This is a genomic window from Pseudomonas sp. Z4-7 (assembly GCF_051131965.1).
In the GTDB taxonomy this organism is placed as follows: Bacteria; Pseudomonadota; Gammaproteobacteria; order Pseudomonadales; family Pseudomonadaceae; genus Aquipseudomonas.
Genome location: NZ_CP071642.1, coordinates 2,222,059 through 2,244,806 on the forward strand (window position 1 = coordinate 2,222,059; position 22,748 = coordinate 2,244,806).

Sequence of the window (22,748 nt, forward strand, 5' to 3'; positions counted from 1 at the left end):
TGATCCTGGTGTGGGAGCGAGCCTGCTCGCGAAGGCGGTTTATCTTCTTGCATAGCAGCCGACTGACCCACCGCTTTCGCGAGCAGGCTCGCTCCCACAAGGATGTCCCACAGGTTATGGTGGTCAGTCAGCGTTCGGCAGGCGTTTCTGGAAAAAGAAACGCTGATGCCCCGGCGGGTAGTCGTCGATCTGCCCGCACTCGGTAAAGCCATGCCGGCGGTAGAAGTCCGGGGCCTGGAAGTCGAAGGTGTCGAGCCAGATACCTACGCAATCCTTCTCCCTGGCCAGCTGTTCGGCCATCCGCATCAGTTGCGAACCCGTGCCTTGGCCCCGGGCCTGTTCAGGCACTACCAGCAGTTCGATATAGAGCCAACGAAAAAATACTCGGCCGTAGAGTCCGCCGACGATTTCGCCGTGCTCGTCGCGCACCAGCCAGGCGACCGGTTCCGGCGCGCTTCCACCGGTCTGAGCCGTGTTATAGGCGCGTAGTGGCGCGAGGATGGCCTGGCGTTGTTCATCGGTTGGAGCGTCCGTGCGTTCGATTCGCAGCGTCATCGGCGATGTCCTTGTGCGAGGATGATCAAGCACACGAGCCTACAGTAAACAGGCATATTGTTTAAACCGAGCCATACTCGTGTGTGCTTTTGAAGCGATCCCGACCCTAAAACAAGAAGAGACCGACTCATGAAGTTCGAATCCCTGGCCCGGACCCTCATCGCCACTTCGCTCTCCCTTTGCTGCCTGACTGCCCACGCTGCGTCCCAGGCCCCGGTTGCCGCCGAGAACGGCATGGTCGTCACCGCCCAGCACCTGGCGACCCACGTCGGCGTCGACGTGCTCAAGAACGGTGGCAACGCGGTGGATGCGGCAGTCGCGGTGGGCTACGCCCTGGCGGTGGTCTACCCGGCGGCGGGCAACCTTGGCGGTGGCGGCTTCATGACGCTGCAGATGGCGGATGGCCGCAAGACATTCCTGGATTTCCGCGAAAAAGCGCCATTGGCCGCCACCGCCGACATGTACCTGGACAAGGACGGCAACGTCATTCCCGAGCTCAGCACCCGCGGCCACCTGGCGGTAGGCGTGCCCGGCACCGTGTCCGGCATGGAGCTGGCGCTGAAGAAATACGGCAGCAAGCCCCGGGAGGAACTGATCGCCCCGGCGATCAGGTTCGCCGAGGAGGGTTTTGTCCTTGAGCAAGGTGATGTCGACCTGCTGGAAACCGCCACGGACGTGTTCAAAAAGGACATGCGCGATTCCGGCGCGATCTTCCTGCACAACGGCGAGCCGATGCAGGCCGGCCAGAAACTGGTGCAGAAAGACCTCGCCAGGACCCTGCGGGAAATTTCCGCCAAAGGCGCCGATGGCTTCTACAAAGGCTGGGTGGCCGACGCCCTGGTGACTTCCAGCCAGGCCAACAAGGGCATCATCACCCAGGCCGACCTGGACAAATACAAGACCCGCGAGCTGGCCCCGGTGGAATGCGACTACCGCGGTTATCACATCATTTCCGCACCACCGCCCAGTTCCGGTGGTGTGGTGCTGTGCCAGATCATGAATATCCTCGACGGGTATCCGATGAAAGACCTGGGCTTCCATTCGGCCCAGGGCATGCACTACCAGATCGAAGCCATGCGTCACGCCTATGTCGATCGCAACAGCTACCTGGGCGACCCGGACTTTGTGCAGAACCCCATCGACCATCTGCTGGACAAGAACTATGCGGCAAAACTGCGCGCCGCGATCGAGCCGCAAAAGGCCGGCGATTCGCACAAAATCAAACCCGGCGTGGCGCCTCACGAGGGCAGCAACACCACCCACTATTCGATCGTCGACCAATGGGGCAACGCCGTCTCTGTCACCTACACCCTCAACGACTGGTTCGGCGCCGGCGTGATGGCGAGCAAGACCGGGGTGATCCTCAACGATGAAATGGACGATTTCACCGCCAAGGTCGGCGTGCCCAACATGTACGGCCTGGTACAGGGCGAGGCCAACGCCATCGCACCGGGCAAGGCGCCGCTGTCGTCCATGAGCCCGACCATCGTCACCAAGGACGGCAAGACCGTGATGGTCGTCGGCACGCCGGGCGGCAGCCGCATCATTACCGCGACCCTGCTGACCATCCTCAATGTGATCGACTACGGCATGAACCTGCAGGAAGCGGTCGACGCACCGCGCTTCCACCAGCAGTGGATGCCGGAGGAGACCAACCTGGAAACCTTCGCCGCCAGCCCCGATACGCTCAAGCTGCTGGAAAGCTGGGGCCACAAATTCGCCGGCCCGCAGGACCCCAACCACATCGCCGCGATCCTGGTGGGCGCGCCGTCACTGGGTGGCAAGCCCGTGGGCAAGAATCGTTTCTACGGTGCCAACGATCCGCGCCGCAACACCGGGTTATCGTTGGGCTACTGAGCGCTCGGAGAGGCAAGCATGAGCAGCGCATTGCTGATTATCGACGTCCAGGCCGGGCTGTGCACGGGCGAAGAGGAATGCTTCGACAGCCCACGCCTGCTCGGTACCATCAACGTCCTCAGTGCCAGGGCTCGGGCTGTCGGCTTGCCGGTGATCCTGGTCCAGCACGAAGAACTTGAGGGCTCGTTGGCTTATGGCAGTGCCGCCTGGCAATTGGCCGATGGCCTGCTCACCGCCGCGGATGACTTGCGGGTGCGCAAGACCACGGCGGACGCGTTCTACCAGACCGACCTGCTGGCGCTGTTGCAGGCCAGAAGTATTGACCGCGTGGTGATCTGCGGGCTGCAGACCGATCACTGCATCAATGCCACCGTGCGCCAGGCCCATGCCCTGGGGTACGAAGTGGTGTTGGCCGCCGATGCGCATTCGACGGTGGACAATGGCAGCCTGTCGGCCGAGCAGATCATTGCCGATCACAACCAGCGACTGGGGCGGCTGAGCAGCGCGGTGTCGCGCATTGATGTGGTACGGGCCGCCGGGATTCGCCTGTAGCCGATACTCACTGCCTGGCCTGAGGAGCAGGCCGGGCTGGCACTCCAGTGCGCAGCGACCGCAAGATTTTCAGGCCCGCTTCGCAGGCCAGCGGGAGCAAGCTCCCTCGCCACAAGGGCCGTCGTTTTATGGATTACGCGATCAGCATAGCAGCGCGAGCATTGGCGGCAGGCGATCCAGTAGCGGCGCTCAATCGCATCGCCTTGCGCACCGATGCCCCGGCCCTCGCGCTGCGCGGCATCGCCATGGCGCAGCTGGGGGATCTGGACAAAGCCAGGAGCCTGATGCGCCGGGCAAGTACGGCGTTCGGGTCCAAGGCGGCCGTGGCGCGGGCACGGTGTATCGTGGCGGAGGGCGAAATCGCCTTGGCTTCCCGTGACCTGGCGTGGCCCATGAAGCGCCTCGACGCCGCGCGGACGGTACTCGAAGCCTGCGGTGACCGGGCGAACGTCGGTCACGCTCATGCGATCGAAATCCGCCGCCTGCTGTTGCTCGGTCACCTTGGCGAGGCCGAGGGCAAGCTTGCTGATCTGAATCTTTCCAGCTTGCCTGTGGCGTCTCGAGCCGCTTGTGAACTGGTGGCGGCGGGGATCGCCATGCGGCGCCTGCAAGCGCAAACCGCCCACGCCGCTCTGGAAAGGGCCGGGCAGGCCGCACGGCAAACGGGCATCAGCGCGCTGAACGCCGAAATCGAAAGCGCCTGGCGCATGCTGAGCTCACCGGCGGCGCGTCTGATCGGCCGGAACGAAGAGCGCTTGCTGATTCTTGAAGAGGTACAGGTGCTGCTGGCCGGTGCGGCGCTGGTAGTAGATGCATGCCGGTATGGCGTCAGTAGCGCTGGCAGCCAGGTTTCCCTCGCCCGGCGCCCGGTGTTGTTCGCCCTGGCCCGCGGGCTGGCCCAAGCCTGGCCGGGCGATGCATCGAGGGAAGCGCTCATGGCCGAGGCCTTCGGCTTGAAACTGACGGATGAGTCCCACCGCGCCCGGCTGCGGGTCGAGATGGGGCGGTTGCGGGTGGCGCTGCGGTCATTGGCCGAGGTGAAGGCAACCCGGCGCGGTTTTATCCTGATTCCCAGTCAGGCCGACGAGGTCGTGGTGCTGGCGCGCGTCATCGAAGAACCTCACGGCCCGGTGCTGGCGCTGCTTGCCGATGGCGAAACCTGGTCCAGTTCGGCCCTGGCGCTTGCCTTGGGCAACAGCCAGCGCAGCGTGCAGCGGGCCTTGGAAACCCTCGCCGCCTGCGGCAAGGCGCAAGCGTTCGGTCGTGCCAGGGCCCGGCGCTGGATGGCGCCAACGATGCCTGGATTCGCGACGGCATTGTTACTCACTGCGTTGCCAGTGGCTGGTTAGGATGCAATCACACCCCACTGATGAGGCGAGTGAAATGAAACGTTCAGAAGCACAGATCCTGCGTGAGTACGGCCCTTTTCCCGGCGTCGAGTGTGTCCACGGCGTAAGCCATGACGGCGAGCGCGTCTGGTTCGCCTCAGGCGAAAAGCTCCACGCACTTGATCCCGCCAGTGGCCAGACCGTGCACTCGCTCGACGTGCCGGCGAACGCTGGCACGGCGTTCGACGGTGAGCACCTGTTCCAGATTGCTGGCGACAGCATCCGCAAGATCGATCCACGCACCGGCGAGGTACTGGCGACGATTCCGGCGCCCAACAGCGGTGATGATTCAGGGTTGGCGTGGGCCGAAGGATCGCTCTGGGTCGGCCAGTACAAGGCGCGCAAAATCCTCCAGATCGACCCGGCCGACGGAAAAGTCCTGCGCACCATTAAATCCAATCGCTTCGTCACGGGCGTGACCTGGGTCGACGGAGAGCTTTGGCACGGGACCTGGGAAAACGACGAGAGCGACCTGCGGCGTATTGATCCGCAGACAGCACAAGTGCTGGAAAGCGTGACGATGCCGCCCGGGACCGGTGTGTCGGGGCTGGAATCCGATGGGGCCGAACGGTTCTTCTGTGGCGGCGGTGGCAGCGGGAAGGTGAGGGCGGTGCGTCGGCCGGCGTGAGGACGCCAGGCTCGCATAAACCTCCGTGGATACCCGTCCGTTACATCACGGGGCGCCAAGCACCATTGTCCAATACACTCCGGCATCGCTGCGCGAGTCACTGGCCGACGCCGCACCGACCTGGGTGAACATCGGGTTCATCAGGTTGGCGCAATGCCCGGGGCTGGCGAGCCAGTCGTGCATGGCCTGGCTTGGCGAACGTTGTCCGGCGGCAATGTTCTCGCCGAGTTTGCGTCCGCGAAAACCGGCGCTTCTGGCCCGCTCGGATGTGGAGCGACCGTCCGGGTCGCGATGGGCAAAATAGTTGCCCCGGGCCATTGACCGACTGTGGCCCTGGGCAGCGCTTCCCAGCGCGGCGTTCCAGCTCAGCGGCCGAGCCGCCGCAAAGCGCTGGCGCCCGCACATGCGGGGCTTGGCCCTGGCGGCATTGACCTGGGCGAGCAGCGTTTTGTCCGGCGCGCCGATGTCGCGCGTGTCGCTGATCCGCGTTCCGCCCATGGGTTGAGCGAGCACCACGCGCCATTCATCCCCGACCCGATTGACGCCAATGTCGGCGTACTGGCCGTCCAGCAGCGCTGCGCAATGCTCGTCCGCCAGCCTCTCGAACGCTTCTTCAGCGTCCCGCGCATCGGTCAGGCGGATGCTGCGCACTGACCGGGCCTGATAGCCGGATCTGCTCAGGGTTTCGCGCAAGCCACCGCTGAAGCCGATGGGCAAGGCTAGGCTGGAGCGCAACACCAAAGGTTGGGCAGCACGCACTGTTTGCCATTCACAGCGGTGGGGCTGGCTGCGGTAGTCGTTGATGGCGCTCACCAGTTGTCCTTCGCCTCGGGCGTGAGCCGGGCTGGGGAACAACGGAAACAGGATCGTGAGGCACAGCGCAGCGAAACGGCGAGAGCGAACGAGGTGGCGCATGGATGGACAGCTCTGGAAGGGAATTGCCTGAGCGCCGGGAGACGGCGCCAATCAGCCCGAAACGCTTCGTTCAGGGCTGGGGTAGGACTGTGGCTTTTGAAACTAGTTTCCGGCGCACCCAGACATAAACGCCTGACCGCACATTGCTTTTGTGGCGAGGGAGCTTGCTCCCGCTGGCCTGCGAAGCAGGCCCAAGAAATTCGCGACTGCGTCGCAGCCGAGCGGGAGCAAGCTCCCTCGCCACAAAAGAGCGTTCAGTCAGTTCAATTGCGTGCAGCCACTGGCGCCTTGACCCGCTCAGCCTTGCGCCAGGTCAGCAACACAATACCCGTCACCACGATCGCGCCGCCGAGCACCTGGCCCGGGTTGAGCATCTGGTCCAGCACCAGCCAGCCAATCAGCAGGGTCGCCAGCGGTTCGATGTTCATCACCGGGGCATTGCGTGGCATGTCCAGGCGTGGCACGCACATGAACAACACGATGAACCCGGTGCCGTAAAGCACCACCAGGGTGGCGAGCGCGAGCCAGCCGGTGTTGCTGGCGGGCAGGTCGAGGCCGCCGGGCAGGGCGCCGGTCAGGCCCGCGAGGTTGACGCTGCTGAACACAATGAAAATCGTCAGCAGGCTGCGCACCGAGCCGCGCACCTGGGACAGCTTGTGATCGGTGATCCACAACGCGCAAGCGAACACGCACGCGGCGCAGAATGCCAGGCCAACCCCCAACAGCCATTGCGGGCCGACGTCCGCCTGCGACGATAACCGCGCCGGCACTTCCAGTACGAACACCAGGCCGACCAGGATCATCCCCATCAACATCGCCGTACGCGCAGTGGGGCGCGGCCCGCCGAGGGCCCAGGTCAGCAGCGCCAGCAGGATCGGGAACACGTTACCCACCAACAGCGCCAGCGCCACCGGCACCCGCGCCACGGCCGAATACAGGCACAGGCTCTGGGCGCCGATCAACAGGCCCAACACCAACTGCCAGCGCCAGGCCCCGGCGGGCAGGCGCAGGCTCTGGCGTTGCCACAAGACCATCGCCGCCAGCACCAGCAACGTCCCGCCCGAGCGCAGCAGGATCGCCAGCAGCACGCCGGCACCGTCATCGAACGCCGCCCGCGCGGCGACGTGGTTACCGGCAAAAGCGCAGCCCATGCAAAGCAGGATGAGCACAGCGACAGGGCGGGAAAAAGGAATAGGAACATCGGCGGCAACGGTGGGGCGGGTCATGGCAGCAATCTCAAAGGTGTACCACCGCAGCAGCGAGGCTTCGGTGGTTTATTTTTTAGTTATAGGTTGTCGTACAACAAGGAGGATTTGTACCGGATCCAGCAGAGAGAGACAAGCGCCGGCTCCCGCCCGTCAACCCGTTCTCCCCAGATGTTCACAGCTCACCCGTGGCGAGGGAGCCTGCTCCCGCTCGGCTGCAAAGCAGCCGCCAGCTCCACCAGCTCAACCAATCCAGAGACTGGCGTACATCCCCCAGCGATTTGCTGTACAACATCTGACCGCTGTGTTGTTTCCGGCACCGATCCCCCTGAGTTTCCCGCGGAGCAACCCATGCGCCTGGCTGATTTCATTGTCGACAACATCGAACCGATCCTCCAGGCGTGGGAAGACTTCGCCAGGACCATCACCCCGGCTTCCATCGGCATGGATGCGGTAGCGCTACGCGACCATGCCGAGCAGATGCTGCGCACCATCGCCATTGATCTGCGCACCTCTCAGACCCCGGAGGAGCAGATCGCCAAATCCCAGGGCGAAGCCCCGGCGGCGGAGGCCGAGACCGCGGCGGAAACCCACGCTGTCATTCGCCAGTCTTCCGGTTTTACCGTGGAACAGATGGTCTCGGAGTACCGTGCGTTGCGCACCAGCGTGCTGGTGTTGTGGATGCCCCATGCCCAGCTGGACCAGGCGCAGGCGATGTCGGATGTGATCCGCTTCAATGAAGCCGTCGACCAGGCCCTGGCGGAATCGGTGGTCAGTTATTCCGGCGCGGTCGATGCAGCGCGCAATATCTTCCTCGGGATCCTGGGACATGATCTGCGCAGCCCGCTGGGGGCAATCCTGCTGAGTTCCGAAGTGCTCCTGCGCGCCGGCGATCTGCCTGCCAAGGCCACCAAGATTTCCTCGCGCATCTACACCAGCGTCAAACGGGCGAACAAGATTGTCGGCGACCTGCTGGACTTCACCCGTACCCAGCTGGGCGCAGGCATACCGGTACAGCGTTTCAACGGCGACCTGGTCGCGGCGTGCGAAGGCATGGTGGAAGAGGCGCGGGCCTATCATCCGGAAAGCAGCATCCTCTTCGAGCCGCACGGTCCGCTTGAAGGGCTGTTCGATCCGGCGCGGATGGAACAGGTGTTTTCCAACCTGATCGGCAATGCCGTGCAACATGGCGCGGAGGGCGCGCCGATCACGGTATCGTTGAGCCGCGAAGGGAATGAAGCCGTCATCGCGATCAACAACCAGGGCAAGCCTATCGCGAAGGACGCCATCGCCAGCATCTTCAATCCCTTGATCCGGCAACTGCGCAGCGGCGACTTGCAATACGGCCCGACGGCCGGCCTGGGACTGGGCCTCTACATCGCCTCGGCGATCGTCGCGGCTCACCAGGGGACCATCGAAGTCCACTCGAAGGCGCGCGGAGGCACCACGTTCACCGTTCGGATCCCACTCCATCCCGAGTGACAGGGCCGGGCGAGGATAATAACTTGTACGATGTCCTATCAGAGGGTAAAACAAACGTCCCCGTCCAATAATAATTAACGGAGACGTACTATGGATGCTTCGCAACTTGCAACCGCCGATCAGGCGCGCCGGACCTTCCTCAAGAAATCCCTGGTGGTCTCGGCCGCGGCCGCGACCCTTGGCAACCTGCCCGGCCTGACCCAGGCCGAACCGCTGAGCCAGCGTTATCCGGACCCTCTGGTCAACATCCTCGACCCCAGCTTCATGGACCTGCGCATCTTCAACGCCAGCGTGGAAAAACTCGCCAGCGGCCTGCGCTGGGCCGAAGGGCCGGTGTGGATCGGCGACGGTCGGTATCTGCTGGTCAGTGACATCCCCAACAACCGCATCGTGCGTTGGGACGAAGTCACCGGTGGGCTGTCGGTGTATCGGGAGAATTCGAACTTCTCCAACGGCATGTGCCGTGATCGCCAGGGGCGGTTGCTGGTCTGTGAAGGCTCGACCACGTCGACCGAAGGGCGGCGTATCACCCGCACCGAACACAACGGCACGATCACTGTGCTGGCCGATCGTTTCGACGGCAAACCATTGAACTCGCCCAACGACATCGTCTGCAAACGGGATGGCTCGATCTGGTTCACCGACCCGCCGTTCCAGACCGGCAACAACTACGAGGGGCACAAAGTCACCCCCGAGCAGCCGCACGCGGTGTACCGCATCGACGGTGAAACCGGCAAGCTCAGCCGGGTCATCGACGACCTGGCGGGGCCGAACGGCTTGTGCTTTTCCCCGGATGAAAAAACTCTCTATGTGGTCGAAGGCCGGGCCAAGCCCAACCGCCTGGTCTGGGCAATCACGGTCAAGGATGACGGCACCTTGGGCGAGCGCCGCAAGCATATCGAAGGCCTGGATTACGCCGCCATCGACGGCATCAAGTGCGATGAGAGCGGCAACCTCTGGTGCGGCTGGGGCGGCAACGGCGACCCCAAGGCCGACCTGGAAAAACTCGACGGTGTGCGGGTGTTCAACCCCGAGGGCAAGGCCATCGGGCATATCTCCCTGCCGGAACGTTGCCCCAACATCTGTTTCGGCGGCAGGGAGGGCAACCGGCTGTTCATGGCCGGCAGCCACTCGTTGTACTCATTGTTCGTGAACACCCGCGGGGCGACGTTTGCCTGATCCAGGCCTCGCGAATAAGAATAACCGTGGCGAGGGAGCTTGCTCCCGCTCGATTGCGCAGCAATCGCAAAGCAAGCTTCCCAACCCTCAAGCCAACTTCACATTCATGGTGATCCGCGCCGTGAACACCTTCTTGCCATCCACGTCATGAATATCCACCGGCACGATCTTGTCGCCCTCGGTCTGCCAATCAACCTCATCGCCGTTCGCCACCGCCGTCACGTCGCTCTTGGCCTTGGCCAGGTATTCCACGGTCATGCCTTTGGGGATCCACCGGGCGCCGTCGGGAATCGAGACGTTGGTCATCATCCCGGCGGCCAGCTCGGCGGCGTTGCACATGGCAATGGCATGCACGGTGCCCAGGTGATTGGTGATTTCCTTGCGAAACGGTACCTGCACAGTCGCCGCGCCCTGGCGCAGCTCCGTGACCAGCGGATTGATAGTGGAGAAGTAAGGTGCCATCTGACAGGCCATTTTGCTGAACGCATCGGGACCTGCGCTGTTGAACATACCGAGAACCTGATTCATGTGAAGCCTCACTGACAAGGGATTTACGGAACAATTTTCCGTTACAGAATATTATTCTGTGACGGAACGGTATTCTGTTGTTGGCGAATCTGTCAAGCTGCGCTCACTTCGTCATGGGCAGTCGTCTGCCTGATCCTTCAACGAACCGGTTTAAGCCCAGCATGCAAACAACGGAATTACTTGAACGTGCCTTTCCCGGCAGAAGGGCCGAGCTCAAGCGCGATATCTTCAGAAAGGCTCTGGCGCTGTTCAACGAACAGGGCATCGAGGCGACCACCATTGAAATGATCCGCACCGAATGCCAGACCAGCGTCGGCGCGATCTACCACCACTTCGGCAACAAGGAAGGCCTGGTGGCGGCGCTGTTCTTCACCGCGCTGGACGACCAGGCGCACTTGCGCGAGCAATACCTGGCCGAGGCGACGACGGCCGAACAGGGCGTGCAAGCGTTGATCTTCAGCTATGTCGATTGGGTCGACAGCCAGCCGGAATGGGCGCGTTTCCAGTATCACGCGCGTTTTGCCGTGACCAAGGGACCGTTCAAGGACGAACTCGCCAGCCGCAACAGCACGCGCAACGGCCAGCTCTGGCAGTGGCTGAGCGCGGCGGCGCAGGGCGAGGCGCTCAAGCGGTACCCGGCCGAGCTGATGTTCTCGCTGATCATCGGCGCGTCGGAAAGTTATTGCCGTGCCTGGCTGGCGGGGCGCGTGCCGACCAGCCCGAAGGTCCATCGGGAATTACTGGCGCAGGCGGCGTGGCGGTCGATCAGCGCTGATTAATCGAGCGCCGTTCGCAGCTCCACAGTTCTACCGAGGGGTGTTCCAAGGTGGGCGGTCCCAGCCAATCCGCCATGGGCTGGCAATGGCCGGCATGACACAGTTGGTAATCGCCGGCCTGGGGCGTGCGGCCCAGCTTCAAGGGTTGCAGCGGCGGCAGTTGTCGATAGTAGTGCCAACTGCCGTTTTCCAGCCGGGCATTTTCCGGAATCTCCATGCCGGCACCGTTGCCCTTGATCCTGGCTTCGCCCAGGGCCAGGCCCGTTTCGGTGACACGGTAGTCTTCCTCCCAACGGATCTTCTCGATGGTGTGATCCCACGCCAAGGTGAACTCGCTGAGTTCAAGCTGCGCCCAGACCACTCCGGACAAGCCCAGGCACAAGCCGATCACGCCAAGGCCTGCCCGCTGCGACGTGCGCGCCACAGATGCTGCCCGATCAACAGCGCCCCCAGGACAAAGCCGATTTCATCGGTCAGCGGCAGCGCCACCACCAACAATGCCCCGGCGGCAAAACACATCAGCCGTTCCCAGACCGGCATCTTCTGTTGCAGGAAACCGGTAGACGCCATGCCCCACAGGCCGACCGCGAGCAAGGTCTTGATCAGCATGTACGCCGTCATCCAGAGATCGTCGCCCTGGAGCATCAGCGCCGGGTTGTAGACCGTCATGAACGGAATGACGAAGCCGGCGAGGGCGATGCGCACGGCCCAGAAGCTGATCTTCAGGCCACTCTCCCTGGCGATGGGCGCGGCGGCGAAACAGGCCAGGGCCACCGGAGGGGTCAGGTCGGCGAGGATGCCGAAATAGAACACGAACATGTGCGACACGATCAGCGGCACGCCCAGTTCCAACAGGGCTGGCGCGGCGATCGAGCTGGTGATGATGTAGTTGGGGATGGTCGGGATGCCCATGCCCAACACCAGGCAGGTAAGCATGGTCAGGATCAGCGACAGCAGCAGGTTGTCCTTGCCGATGGCCAGGATGTAACCGGCGAAAGTGGACGCCACGCCCGTCAGCGAAACCACGGCGATGATGGTGCCGACCAAGGCGCAGGCGATCCCCACCGGAACGGCGTGCCGGGCACCATCCACCAATGCATGCAGGCAGATGACCAGGGTTTCCCGCGTGCCTTGCATGAACCAGCAAGCCACCACCAGCACGCCGATCACCGCGAACACGATACCGATGCCGAGCCGGAAGAAGCCGACGCAGAGAATCCCCAGTGCTATCCAGAATGCGCAGCGCAAGGCGTAGTTCGATACTTTGAGGATGATTGCCGAGCCGAGGATCACGATGGCCGTCAGGGCCAGACCGACCATGCCGGAGAACAGCGGCGTGCGCCCGGAAAACAGCAGATAGACCAGCACTGCCAGTGGAATCAGCAGATACCAGTTTTCCTTGACCGCGCCCCAGGCACTCGGGCACTGATCCTTGGGTAAACCTCTGAGGTTCGAACGCTTGGCCTCCAGGTGCACCATCCAGAACACCGAGCCGAAATACAGGCAGGCGGGTATCAAGGCCGCCTTGGCGATTTCCACGAACGGCACGTTGATGGTCTCGGCCATGATGAACGCCACCGCACCCATGACCGGCGGCATGATCTGGCTGCCCATGCTCGATGTCGCTTCCACGCCGCCGGCGAACGCGGCCTTGTAGCCAAAACGTTTCATCAGCGGAATAGTGAACTGGCCGGTCGTTACCACATTGGCGATGCCCGAGCCGGTGATGGTGCCCATCAGCGCCGATGACACCACCGACACCTTCGCCGGACCGCCCAGCTTGTGACCGAACAGGCCCATGGAGAAATCGGTGAACAGCTTGATCATGCCGGCCTTTTCCAGGAAAGCGCCGAACAGGATGAAGAGGAAGATATAAGTGGCCGATACGTAGGTCGGCGTGCCGTACAACCCTTCGGTGCCAAACGCCAATTGGTTGATGATCTGGTCCACGCCGTAGCCGCGATGCGCCAGGTCGCCCGGCAGGTGTTCGCCGAACAGGCCATAGGCGAGGAACAGGCCGCAGATGATCGGCAAGGCGATGCCCATCACCCGCCGCGCCGCCTCGAATACCAGCACGATCAGGACGATGCCGATGACCATGTCGGCGCTCGTCAGGTCGCCGGAGCGCTGAATCAGGTCGGCCTCGAATACCCACTGATAGAGCGCGGTCGCCATCCCCGCCAGCCCCAACGCCCAGGCCAGGGGTTGCCAGGGCCGTTGATTGCCATGGGCCGGGTAACTCAAGAACACCACCCACAGCAAAAAGCCCACATGCACCGCCCGCAGCACGATGCTGGATACCGGGGAGAAGGCTGCGGTGACGATCTGGAATATGGAAAACAGCAACGCTACATAGAACAGCGTCCTCGGCCAGTCCCGTGGGTCCGTGGCGATGCCGTGCTGGTCTTCACTCATAAGGTGCCTGCCTGTTGTCTGTAGCCGGTGCGAAACACGACACGGCAACGGCGGTTTACGCCGTTGCCGCCCCAGGGGTCTACAGCGCGCCCACTTCCTTGTAGTAGCGTTCGGCGCCAGGGTGCAGGGCTATCGGCAGGTTCTTCGCGGCGTTTTTCAGGGAAATGTCTTTCGCCGCCGAATGGGACGTGCCCAGGCGATTGAGGTTGTCGAAGAGCAGCTTGGTCATCTGATAAGCCACTTCGTCCGGCACATCCTCGCGGGTCACCAGGATATTGGTGATGGCTACGGTGGGCACGGCGTCAGTTTGTCCGTCGTACGTGTTGGCCGGGATTTGCGCGCTCAAATAGGCCGGGTTACCGATTTTTGCCACGACATCGGTGGGAATCGATACGTAGTTCAATGGCATGGTCGACGCCAGGTCACGAATCGCGGCCATGCCCAGGCCGGAAGATTGCAGCGTGGCATCCAACTGGCGGTTCTTGATCAGATCCACCGACTCGGCGAATGGCAGGTATTGCACCTTCATATCGCTGTAGGTCAGGCCCGCGGCCTTGAAGATTGCCCGGGCGTTGAGCTCGGTGCCGGATTTCGCTGCGCCGACCGAAACGGTCTTGCCCTTGAGATCGGCTAGGGTCTTGATGCCCGATTCCTGGCTGGCGACGATTTGTATGTAGTTGGGGTAGGCGCCAGCGATGGCCCGCAGCTTGGTCAAGGGCGCCTTGAAGCCGGCGTCTTCCACCCCATTCTTGGCGTCCGCCACCGAGTCGCCCAAGGCGAACGCCAACTCCCCGCGTCCGGCTTGCAGCAGGTTCAGGTTTTCCACCGAAGCCTTGGTGGCCTGGACCGACGTCTTGGAATCCTTGATGCCACTGCTGTAGATCTGCGAGAGCCCGACGCCAATCGGGTAATACACCCCGCTGGTGCCTCCGGTCAGAATGTTGATGTACGCTGGCGCAGCATAGGCCGTGGTCGTGACCATCACGGCTGCGGCGGCGGCCAGGGAAATGAAGCGTTTGCTGATTGGCATGGCGACTCTCCGTCTTGTTATGGCTTTTGCAGAGTCTTTCCACTGTAGTCGAAACGGGCCTGATGGCGAGTCGACAACTCCGATGTGCCTGATCAGGCCATGCTGGAGCCTGGCGCTGCGCTGCTGCCGCGTACGGTCAGCTCGAACGGCAGGAGCACGTGCCGCTGGGCGATGGGTCTTTTCTCGATCAGGGCGATGAGCATTTCTACGGCTTTGTGACCAAAGGTTTCAGCCGGCTGGGAAATGGTGGTCAGCGGCGGATCGCAATAGGCGGCGAACGGGATGTCGTCAAAACCCACCAGGGAAATATCCTCAGGCACCCGCAGGCCCATCTGCTTGATGCGCTTGAGCGCGCCGATGGCCATTTCGTCGTTCTCGCAGAACAGCGCGCTGGGACGCTCGGCCTGGGCGAGCATGGCGCTGGCGCCGTCGAAGCCGGCCTTGAGGGTGAAGTCGCCGTGGCAGATCAGTTCCGGGACGATGGCGATGCCGGCGTCTTGCAAGGCGTCCTGGTAGCCGGCCACGCGATCGAGGGTCAACGGGCTGCTGCGAGGGCCCTTGATGATGCCGATGCGTCGGTGGCCGAGGCCGATAAGGTGCTCGGTCATGGCGCGGGCGGCGCTGCGGTTGTCCAGGCTGATGGTCGGGTAGGGCGCGTCCTTGACCACTTCGCAGGCATTGACCAGCGGCAACGCGTCGGCGCCGGGCGGCAATGAAACAAAGGGGTCGCTGGCGCGCAATTGAATCACCCCGTCGGCCTGGTGGGCGTAGACCAGCGCGGCGAATTCCTGCTCGATGGCTTCGCGGCCCTGGGTATCGCACAGCAGCAGTCGATAGCCGGCCGCTTGCGCCGCCTGTTGGGCACCGCTGATGACCCGGGCGAAAAAGGTATTGGCGATCGCCGGCACCAGGATCACCAGGTTGCCGGTACGGCGGGAACGGAACTGCACCGCCATCAGGTTCGGTCGATAACCGGCCTGTGCCACCGCGGCGTTGACCTTGTCGCGGGTTTCCGGCAGCACGCGTTCAGGCGACTTCAGCGTCCTCGACACCGTGGCCACGGAAACACCGGCCAGCCGGGCCACTTCACGGATATTCGACAAGATCACCTCGATTCGGCGCCTGGAGACGCAGGCATGGCCGCGAGCTTACCGCAGGTTCGAAGCCTGACAAATGCTCATCGGCATCTTCCAGGGTTTGACACGAAGCTAAACCAGGCCTAGATTTCCGCTCATGATGTAACCGGTTACATCATCAGTCCGGACAAAAGAGAATCGCGATGAAACCTGTAGCACCAAAAATAAGAATGGGCTTCGTCGGCGGTGGGGAGGGCGCGTTCATCGGCCAGGCCCATCGTCAGGCCGCGGGCCTGGACGGTGGTTTCGAGTTGGTGTGCGGCGCGTTCAGCCGCGACCCGCAGAATAACCGGCAGACCGGAGAAGCCCTGGGGCTGGCCGCGTCCCGCTGTTATCACGACTGGCAGCAAATGCTCGACGCCGAGGCGCTGCTGCCGCTGGACCAGCGCATGGAACTGCTGGTGATTGTCACCCCCAATCATCTCCACGCGCCCATTGCCCGCCAGGCGCTGGCGGCGGGTTTCCATGTGTTCAGCGAGAAGCCCGCGGCACTGAACCTCAAGGAATTGCTCGCGCTCAGGGACGTGCTGCAGGGCAGCCGCTGTCTCTACGGCCTGGCCCACACCTATCTTGGCTACCCGATGGTCTGGCAAGCCCGGGAGATGGTGCGTTCGGGCGTGATCGGCCAGGTGCGCAAAGTGTTCGTCGAATACCCTCAGGGCTGGCTCAGCCAGGATGTCGCCGCGCAAGGCAACAAACAGGCCGAGTGGCGCGACGATCCGGCACAGTCAGGGTTGGGCGGCTGTATTGGTGACATTGGTACCCATGCCTTTTCCCTGGCGGAGTTCGTCGCCGACCTACCGATCCAACAGCTTTGCGCCACGCTGGGCACGCATGTCGCCGGTCGGCAACTGGATGACGACGTAGCGATGTTGTTCCAGATGCAACGCGGCGCCAGCGGCGTGTTGTTGGCCAGCCAGGTCTGCACCGGCGAAGAGAACCCGCTGAAAATCCGCGTCTACGGCGACAAAGGCGCCCTGGAGTGGCGCCAGGAAGAACCATCGAGCCTGATCCATCGCGCCTTCGATCAACCCCTGCGCATCCTGCGTAGCGGAGTTGGCCAGCCGTGGTTGTGCGAGGCCGCGACGCGCCGCATGCGTCTGCCCGCCGGGCATCCCGAGGGTTATCTGGAAGCGATGGCCAACCTCTACGGCGATTTCGCCCGGGCCATTCGCGAACGCGTCGAAGGCCCCGATGTGCCTGGCGTACCCGGCATCGAAATCGGCTTGCGCGGCATGGCGTTCATCGAGGCCGCCATCATCAATCACCGTGGCGAGGCGAAATGGACCACGCTGAAAACCGGAGAATCGCAGTTGTGAGCACCCCCGACGTAACACCGAGCGGCCTGCGCGGGCCAGCGATTTTCCTGGCGCAGTTCATGTCCGATGAAGCGCCGTTCGACACCCTGGCCGACATTGCTCGATGGGCCGCGTCGCAGGGCTACAAGGCGATTCAACTGCCGACCCTCGGCACGCGTTACATCGACCTGGCCCGGGCCGCCGAGAGCCAGGATTATTGCGATGAGCTCAAGGCCGTCTGCGCATCGGCCGGCGTCGAGATCAGCGAGTTGTCGACGCACCTGCAAGGGCAGTTGGTGGCGGTGCACCCGGCATTCGACGCGCTGTTCGACGACTTCGCCCCGGCCCACCTGCGCGGCCAGCCTGAGGCGCGCACCGAGTGGGCCATCGAGCAACTGAAACTCGCCGCCCGTGCCAGCCAGCGCCTGGGCCTCAAGGCCCACGCGACGTTTTCCGGTGCGTTGCTGTGGCCTTATATGTACCCGTGGCCGCAACGTCCGTCCGGCCTGGTCGAGCAAGGGTTCGCCGAACTGGCCCGGCGCTGGTTGCCGATCCTCGACTGTTTCAACGCGGCCGGCGTCGACCTGTGCTACGAGATCCACCCCGGCGAAGACCTCCACGACGGCGCCTCGTTCGAGCGCTTCCTGGAAGCCGTCGATTACCATCCACGGGCGGCGATTCTCTACGACCCCAGCCACCTGTTGCTGCAACAGATGGACTACCTGGGCTTCATCGATCGCTACCACGACCGCATCCGCATGTTCCACGTCAAGGACGCCGAATTTCGCCCCGATGCCCGCTCCGGTGTCTATGGCGGCTACCAGGGTTGGGTTGATCGCCCCGGCCGGTTCCGTTCCCTGGGCGATGGGCAGATCGATTTCAAGGCGATCTTCAGCAAGCTGACCCAGTACGGCTTCGACGGCTGGGCGGTGCTGGAATGGGAATGCTGCCTGAAGGATTCGCAGCAGGGCGCGGCCGAAGGCGCGGCGTTCATCCAGCGGCACATGATCAATCGGACACGCAAGGCGTTCGACGACTTCGCCGGTGTCACGGCGGATGAAGCGTCCAATCGACGGTTGCTGGGGTTGCCCCCGGAGCAATGACCCCGTGGCGAGTGAGCTTGCTCCCGCTGGGTGGCGAAGCCGCCCCTTAACATTGTTCCAGCCGGACCGCGTCGCCTGGTTTTACGACTGCTGCGCAGCCGAGCGGGAGCAAGCTCCCTCGCCACAAGGGCAGTCCACAAGGGCAATCCACAAGAGCAGAGCCACAAGGGCAGGGCCATAAAAGCAGGGCACGGCTTTGTTTCAACAAGAACAACAATAAACGGTGACTACCATGACCACGATGAATGCACGCCTGAGCGTGATGATGTTCCTGCAGTTCTTTATCTGGGGCGGCTGGTTCGTCACCCTTGGCACGTTCCTGTCCACTACGCTGAGCGCCAGCGGCGGGCAGATCGGCATGGCCTTCGCCACCCAATCCTGGGGCGCGATCATCGCGCCGTTCGTCATCGGGCTGATTGCCGACCGCTACTTCAACGCCGAGCGCATCCTGGCGGTGCTGCACCTGGTGGGCGCGGTGTTGTTGTATCAGCTGTACTCGGCGGTGGATTTCAACGCGTTCTATCCGTACGTGCTGGCCTACATGGTGATCTACATGCCGACCCTGGCCCTGGTCAATTCCGTGGCATTCCGGCAGATGCGTGATCCGGCGCTGGAGTTCTCGCGTATCCGCGTCTGGGGTACGGTCGGCTGGATCGTCGCCGGCGTGGTGATCAGTTTTGTCTTTGCCTGGGACTCACGCGAGGCGATCTCGGCGGGCGGCCTGCGCAATACGTTCCTCATGGCGGCCATCGCCTCGCTGCTCCTTGGGCTCTACAGCTTCACGCTGCCGGGCACCGCGCCGCTCAAGGCGCAGGCGAGCGCTGGCGCCGTCAAGCAGTCGCTGGGGCTCGATGCGTTAGGCCTGCTCAAGGACCGCAGCTACCTGGTGTTTTTCATCGCCTCGATCCTGATCTGCATCCCGTTGGCGTTCTACTACCAGAACGCCAACCCGTTCCTGGCGGAAATCGGCATGACCAACCCGACGGCGAAAATGGCTATCGGGCAGGTGTCCGAAGTGCTGTTCATGCTGCTGTTGCCGCTGTTCATCCAGCGCTTCGGTATCAAGCTGGCGCTGTTGGTGGGCATGCTGGCGTGGGCGTTGCGCTATGTGCTGTTCGCCTACGGCGACAACGGCGGGCTGGCGTTCATGCTGTTCACCGGCATTGCGCTGCACGGCATCTGCTACGACTTCTTTTTTGTCTCGGGGCAGATCTACACGGACGCCAAGGCGCCCGCGCACCTGCGCAGCTCGGCCCAGGGGCTGATCACCCTGGCGACGTACGGAGTGGGCATGTTGATCGGGTTCTGGGTGGCGGGGCAGGTGACCGATCACTTTGTGGTGGAAGGCGGCCACGACTGGAAAAGCATCTGGCTGTTCCCGGCCGGTTTTGCCGTGGTGGTATTCGTCTGCTTCCTGCTGACCTTCAGCGGCCGGCAAGCGGTCGTGGCGCCGTCCAAGGCTTGAGCGAGCGTGGAAAGAACGCCAGTCACTTGTGGCTGGCGCTCAGTTTGGTGTAGGTCACTTTTCCGCCTTCACTGGTGCTGCCCTTGTTATCCAAGGTGTAGACGCCGGCCTTGAAGTAGAAATCGTAGCCTTGCCAGGACTTGTCCAGTTTCACCTGGGTGCCATTGTTGCCGATCATTACCGACAGTTGGCCTTGCTTGTCCATTTGCAGCGTGTACGAAAACGATTTGTTCAACGGCACCTTAGGCACGGTCATGATCACCGGGCTTTTTTTGTCCTTGGGCTTGAAGCGGTATTCCACGTCGATATTGCCGACGCCTTTTTCGTAGCGGTAAACCAGTTTCAACAACGGCGTCGGCGCCTCCTTGGCGTGAATCTGCGCCACCACCACACGGCCTTCCGAAGGCACCTGGTTCACCGACAATTCCCCCTTGAGAGTGTTGGTGCCGCTGTTGTAGCGCCAGTTGCGATGTTTCCCGTCTTTGCTGGTTTCCCGCAGTTCGGAACGCGGGTAGTCGCTGTTACCGGTATGGGAGCCGGTGACAGGCGCCCAGAAGATGATCCTCTGGCCGTTATTGTCGAAATACTTGTTGTTCAAACTCGGCATGGCTTTGGTCGCCACGACCTGCGCGGGTGTTTGCACCGGCAGGGTAACGCTCCAGACAGTCACGTCAATCATGATGAAATCCTCCAACGGGACCGGCCGTATCTGGCGGTCGTCAAGACAATGAATTGCCTTCCGTGGCGTAGTTTTCATGCTATCGACGGGAGTCTGTTTCGCTGGAGGCCCAACTGACGGATGGCTCTGCGATGAGCCTCTCGGGCCCGTAATTGGGGAGAGATGACGTTGTGTCTTTTTGTTGCTGATCGGTTAGAGTACGCGCCGCCCGAGAGACGGATCCCGGGCGTTTTCCCATGGAGCATCAAATGAAACAATTCAGCAAAGTTGTCGCCTGCGCACTGTTCGGCCTGGTCCTGGCGGGTTGCACCGGCACCCCGATGAAAACCCAGCAATACGACAGCAGCCAATACACCGTGGTTGGCCACAGTGAAGCCAAGGCCACCGGCCTGCTGCTGTTCGGCGTGATCCCGATCCGCCAGAACAACCGTTTCGTGCGCGCCCAGACCGCCGCGATCAAGGCCAAGGGCGGCGACGCCATGATCAACACCCAAGTCCAGGAAAACTGGTTCTGGGCCTGGGTCCTGACCGGCTACACCACTTCGGTGTCCGGTGATGTGGTCAAGCTGAAGAACGTTCAGTAAGTCCGACCAGGTAAGTCCGCCCGTGGCGAGGGAGCAAGCTCCCTCGCCACAAAAGCTGGTTCATTTCCAGGTTACTTTCCTCCCACCACCATGTGACTGAAAGGCTCGACATACGCCTGCAATGTCACCAGCCCGCCCACCAGAATCGCCAGCACCACCGAGTGGAAAAACACGTAGCGCAGGATTTCCCCTTCGTGGCCGTACCAGCGGGTCGCGGTGGAGGCGACCACGATCGATTGGGCGTCCACCATCTTGCCCATCACCCCGCCGGAGCTGTTGGCGGCGGCCATCAACACCGGGCTGATTCCCAACTGCTCTGCCGTGACCCGTTGCAAACCGCCGAACAGCACGTTGGACGCCGTGTCCGAACCGGTCAGCGCCACGCCGAGCCAGCCCAGCAGCGTGCCGAACATCGGGTAGAAGATGCCCGTCGCGGCAAACGCCAGGCCCATGGTCGCGTCCAGGCCCGAATAACGGGTGAGAAAGCCCAACGCCAACATGGCGACAATGGTGATCAGCGAATAGCGCACCACCCACAGCGTTCGCAGGTATTGGCGCGCCAGTTGCGGGATCGAATAGCCCATCAGCAAGCCGCCGAGAATAGCCGCCAGGAAGATGCCGCTGCCGGTGGCGGTAAACCAGTTGAACTTGTAGACCGCTTCCTCGGTTTTCGGCTGGGGCACCACCGGCGGGACCTTTTCGATCTGCTGGTGGATGGTGCCGAAGGTCAACAGCGGCGAGAAGATCGGATTCGCCTCGCGCATTGGCTTGCCCTGGGGATCGAGCCTGGCCGATTGGGTCTGCGGGTCGATGGCCGGGCGGGTGTCGAACAGATTCTTGAAGCCCTGGGTGCCCCAGGCAAACACGAAGACCGTGAGGATGATCCACGGCATCCACGCCCGCAGCACGGCGGGGCGGTTGTCGCTGGCGAAGGCGCCGCTGGCCACCGGCGTCTGTTGCTCGCTGGGGTCGATCTTCGAATCATCGTGCCGGCCTGACAACGCCGCCGAGGTATGCACCGTGGCCGGTTTCCAGACCTTGAGGAAACCGGTCAGGCAGGCCATGGAAATCAGCGCGGCAATCACGTCCACCAGCATCGGGCCGTGGTAGTTCGATACCAGGAACTGCGGGATGGCGAAGCTGACGCCGGCCACCAGGATCGCCGGCCAGACTTCGAGCATCTTGCGCCAACCGGCGAACGCCCAAATCAGCCAGAACGGCACGATCACCGAGAAAAACGGCAACTGCCGGCCGACCATCATCGACAGCTCCATTTCATCCAGCCCGGTGACCTTGGCAAGCGTGATGATCGGCGTACCCAGCGCGCCGAACGCCACTGGCGCAGTGTTGGCGATCAGCGCCAGGCCCGAGGCTGCGAGCGGCGAAAAGCCCAGCCCGATGAGGATCGCCCCGGTCACCGCCACTGGCGTGCCGAAGCCCGCCGCGCCCTCGAAGAAGGCACCGAAACAGAAGGCGATCAGCAGCAATTGCAGACGCCGATCGTCGGTGATGCGCGCCAGGGAATCCTGCAGGACCTTGAACGAACCGTTCTCGGTGGTCAGCCGGTGCAGGAAGATGATGTTGAGCACGATCCAGCCGATCGGCAGCAGGCCGTTGGCCGCACCATAAAGGGCCGCCGAACCGGCCATGTCGGCGGGCATGCCGAAGGCGAAAATTGCGATGAGCAACGCCGAGGCCAGGGCGTACAACGCCGCCAGGTGCGCCTTGACATGAAAGAACGCCAGGGCCGCCAGCATCACCACCACCGGAACCGCCGCCAACAGCGTCGACAGCACCGCATTACCGAAGGGATCGTAGACTTGTTGCCAGACCATGTTCCACCTCTGCTTTTTATTGTTGGAAGTGCAGGCCCCGGGGGGATTGGCAGAGAAGTATAGGCGGGGATTTGCTCGGCGATTGCCTGCCCACCCCCTGTGGCGAGGGAGCAAGCTCCCTCGCCACAGGGAGCTGTG

Annotated in this window: 21 protein-coding genes; 11 read left to right on the top strand and 10 right to left on the bottom strand. The window is 62.8% G+C overall.

Annotated features, from left to right (window positions below; genetic code table 11):
- Positions 1-123: 123 nt before the first annotated feature.
- Positions 124-555, bottom strand: coding sequence for a GNAT family N-acetyltransferase (locus J3P91_RS10055; protein ID WP_434603757.1), 432 nt, complete (start codon positions 553-555; stop codon positions 124-126).
- A gap of 129 nt (positions 556-684) precedes the next feature.
- On the opposite strand from J3P91_RS10055, the gene ggt reads away from it, so the two are divergent.
- The 4 genes from ggt (at position 685) to J3P91_RS10075 (ending at position 4,980) form a co-directional block, all read left to right on the top strand.
- Entirely contained in the window at positions 685-2,412 is a 1,728-nt protein-coding gene (gene ggt, locus J3P91_RS10060) for a gamma-glutamyltransferase (RefSeq protein ID WP_434603760.1), read from the top strand.
- Positions 2,413-2,430: 18 nt separating this feature from the next.
- Complete coding sequence (locus J3P91_RS10065; protein WP_434603762.1) at positions 2,431-2,964, top strand: cysteine hydrolase family protein; 534 nt, start codon at positions 2,431-2,433, stop codon at positions 2,962-2,964.
- Positions 2,965-3,092: 128 nt separating this feature from the next.
- Entirely contained in the window at positions 3,093-4,313 is a 1,221-nt protein-coding gene (locus J3P91_RS10070) for a helix-turn-helix domain-containing protein (protein ID WP_434603765.1), read from the top strand.
- Positions 4,314-4,347: 34 nt separating this feature from the next.
- Positions 4,348-4,980: a Vgb family protein gene (locus J3P91_RS10075; protein WP_434603768.1), complete on the top strand. Its 633-nt coding sequence runs from the start codon at positions 4,348-4,350 to the stop codon at positions 4,978-4,980.
- A 45-nt stretch (positions 4,981-5,025) separates the two neighbouring features.
- Here the strand turns inward: J3P91_RS10075 and J3P91_RS10080 are convergent, their stop codons facing one another.
- Positions 5,026-5,895: a CAP domain-containing protein gene (locus J3P91_RS10080; protein ID WP_434568994.1), complete on the bottom strand. Its 870-nt coding sequence runs from the start codon at positions 5,893-5,895 to the stop codon at positions 5,026-5,028.
- 263 nt (positions 5,896-6,158) lie between these two features.
- On the bottom strand, positions 6,159-7,121 hold the full coding sequence (locus tag J3P91_RS10085) for an EamA family transporter (protein WP_434568993.1): 963 nt from the start codon (positions 7,119-7,121) through the stop codon (positions 6,159-6,161).
- Between the two features lie 330 nt (positions 7,122-7,451).
- On the opposite strand from J3P91_RS10085, the gene J3P91_RS10090 reads away from it, so the two are divergent.
- Both J3P91_RS10090 and J3P91_RS10095 read left to right on the top strand, forming a co-directional pair.
- Positions 7,452-8,582, top strand: coding sequence for a sensor histidine kinase (locus J3P91_RS10090; protein ID WP_434603771.1), 1,131 nt, complete (start codon positions 7,452-7,454; stop codon positions 8,580-8,582).
- A 90-nt stretch (positions 8,583-8,672) separates the two neighbouring features.
- Positions 8,673-9,761 carry an SMP-30/gluconolactonase/LRE family protein gene (locus J3P91_RS10095; protein WP_434603774.1) on the top strand — a complete coding sequence of 363 codons (1,089 nt, stop codon included), beginning with the start codon at positions 8,673-8,675 and terminating at the stop codon, positions 9,759-9,761.
- Between the two features lie 87 nt (positions 9,762-9,848).
- On the opposite strand, the gene J3P91_RS10100 is transcribed toward J3P91_RS10095, so the two are convergent.
- Positions 9,849-10,289, bottom strand: a complete 441-nt coding sequence (locus J3P91_RS10100) for a hotdog fold domain-containing protein (protein WP_434568990.1) — start codon at positions 10,287-10,289, stop codon at positions 9,849-9,851.
- Between the two features lie 161 nt (positions 10,290-10,450).
- On the opposite strand from J3P91_RS10100, the gene J3P91_RS10105 reads away from it, so the two are divergent.
- Positions 10,451-11,068, top strand: a complete 618-nt coding sequence (locus J3P91_RS10105; RefSeq protein ID WP_434603777.1) for a TetR/AcrR family transcriptional regulator — start codon at positions 10,451-10,453, stop codon at positions 11,066-11,068.
- Here J3P91_RS10105 and J3P91_RS10110 read toward each other — a convergent pair.
- From J3P91_RS10110 to J3P91_RS10125, 4 genes are all read right to left on the bottom strand, one after another.
- Positions 11,055-11,456 carry a DUF1850 domain-containing protein gene (locus J3P91_RS10110; RefSeq protein ID WP_434605054.1) on the bottom strand — a complete coding sequence of 134 codons (402 nt, stop codon included), beginning with the start codon at positions 11,454-11,456 and terminating at the stop codon, positions 11,055-11,057. The two genes, J3P91_RS10105 and J3P91_RS10110, sit on opposite strands and share 14 nt — an antisense overlap.
- The gene (locus J3P91_RS10115; RefSeq protein WP_434603779.1) at positions 11,453-13,480 is read right to left on the bottom strand and encodes a TRAP transporter permease; all 2,028 of its coding nucleotides are present in this window, start codon (positions 13,478-13,480) and stop codon (positions 11,453-11,455) included. The genes J3P91_RS10110 and J3P91_RS10115 overlap by 4 nt, the downstream gene beginning before the upstream one ends.
- Before the next feature lie 79 nt (positions 13,481-13,559).
- Entirely contained in the window at positions 13,560-14,510 is a 951-nt protein-coding gene (locus J3P91_RS10120) for a TAXI family TRAP transporter solute-binding subunit (RefSeq protein WP_434568986.1), read from the bottom strand.
- A gap of 92 nt (positions 14,511-14,602) precedes the next feature.
- Positions 14,603-15,613 carry a LacI family DNA-binding transcriptional regulator gene (locus J3P91_RS10125; protein WP_434603782.1) on the bottom strand — a complete coding sequence of 337 codons (1,011 nt, stop codon included), beginning with the start codon at positions 15,611-15,613 and terminating at the stop codon, positions 14,603-14,605.
- Positions 15,614-15,789: 176 nt separating this feature from the next.
- Between J3P91_RS10125 and J3P91_RS10130 the strand changes: the two genes are divergently transcribed.
- From J3P91_RS10130 to J3P91_RS10140, 3 genes are all read left to right on the top strand, one after another.
- On the top strand, positions 15,790-16,965 hold the full coding sequence (locus tag J3P91_RS10130) for a Gfo/Idh/MocA family protein (RefSeq protein ID WP_434603785.1): 1,176 nt from the start codon (positions 15,790-15,792) through the stop codon (positions 16,963-16,965).
- A 59-nt stretch (positions 16,966-17,024) separates the two neighbouring features.
- Complete coding sequence (locus tag J3P91_RS10135; protein WP_434605057.1) at positions 17,025-18,047, top strand: sugar phosphate isomerase/epimerase family protein; 1,023 nt, start codon at positions 17,025-17,027, stop codon at positions 18,045-18,047.
- Positions 18,048-18,279: 232 nt separating this feature from the next.
- Complete coding sequence (locus J3P91_RS10140; RefSeq protein ID WP_434603788.1) at positions 18,280-19,512, top strand: nucleoside permease; 1,233 nt, start codon at positions 18,280-18,282, stop codon at positions 19,510-19,512.
- Positions 19,513-19,534: 22 nt separating this feature from the next.
- Here J3P91_RS10140 and J3P91_RS10145 read toward each other — a convergent pair whose 3' ends face one another.
- The gene (locus J3P91_RS10145) at positions 19,535-20,191 is read right to left on the bottom strand and encodes a polysaccharide lyase family 7 protein (protein ID WP_434603791.1); all 657 of its coding nucleotides are present in this window, start codon (positions 20,189-20,191) and stop codon (positions 19,535-19,537) included.
- Between the two features lie 248 nt (positions 20,192-20,439).
- Between J3P91_RS10145 and J3P91_RS10150 the strand changes: the two genes are divergently transcribed.
- Positions 20,440-20,775, top strand: a complete 336-nt coding sequence (locus J3P91_RS10150; protein WP_434568981.1) for a hypothetical protein — start codon at positions 20,440-20,442, stop codon at positions 20,773-20,775.
- A 71-nt stretch (positions 20,776-20,846) separates the two neighbouring features.
- Here the strand turns inward: J3P91_RS10150 and J3P91_RS10155 are convergent, their stop codons facing one another.
- A complete protein-coding gene (locus J3P91_RS10155; RefSeq protein ID WP_434568980.1) occupies positions 20,847-22,610 on the bottom strand; it encodes an L-lactate permease in 1,764 nt (587 codons plus the stop codon).
- Positions 22,611-22,748 lie beyond the last annotated feature (138 nt).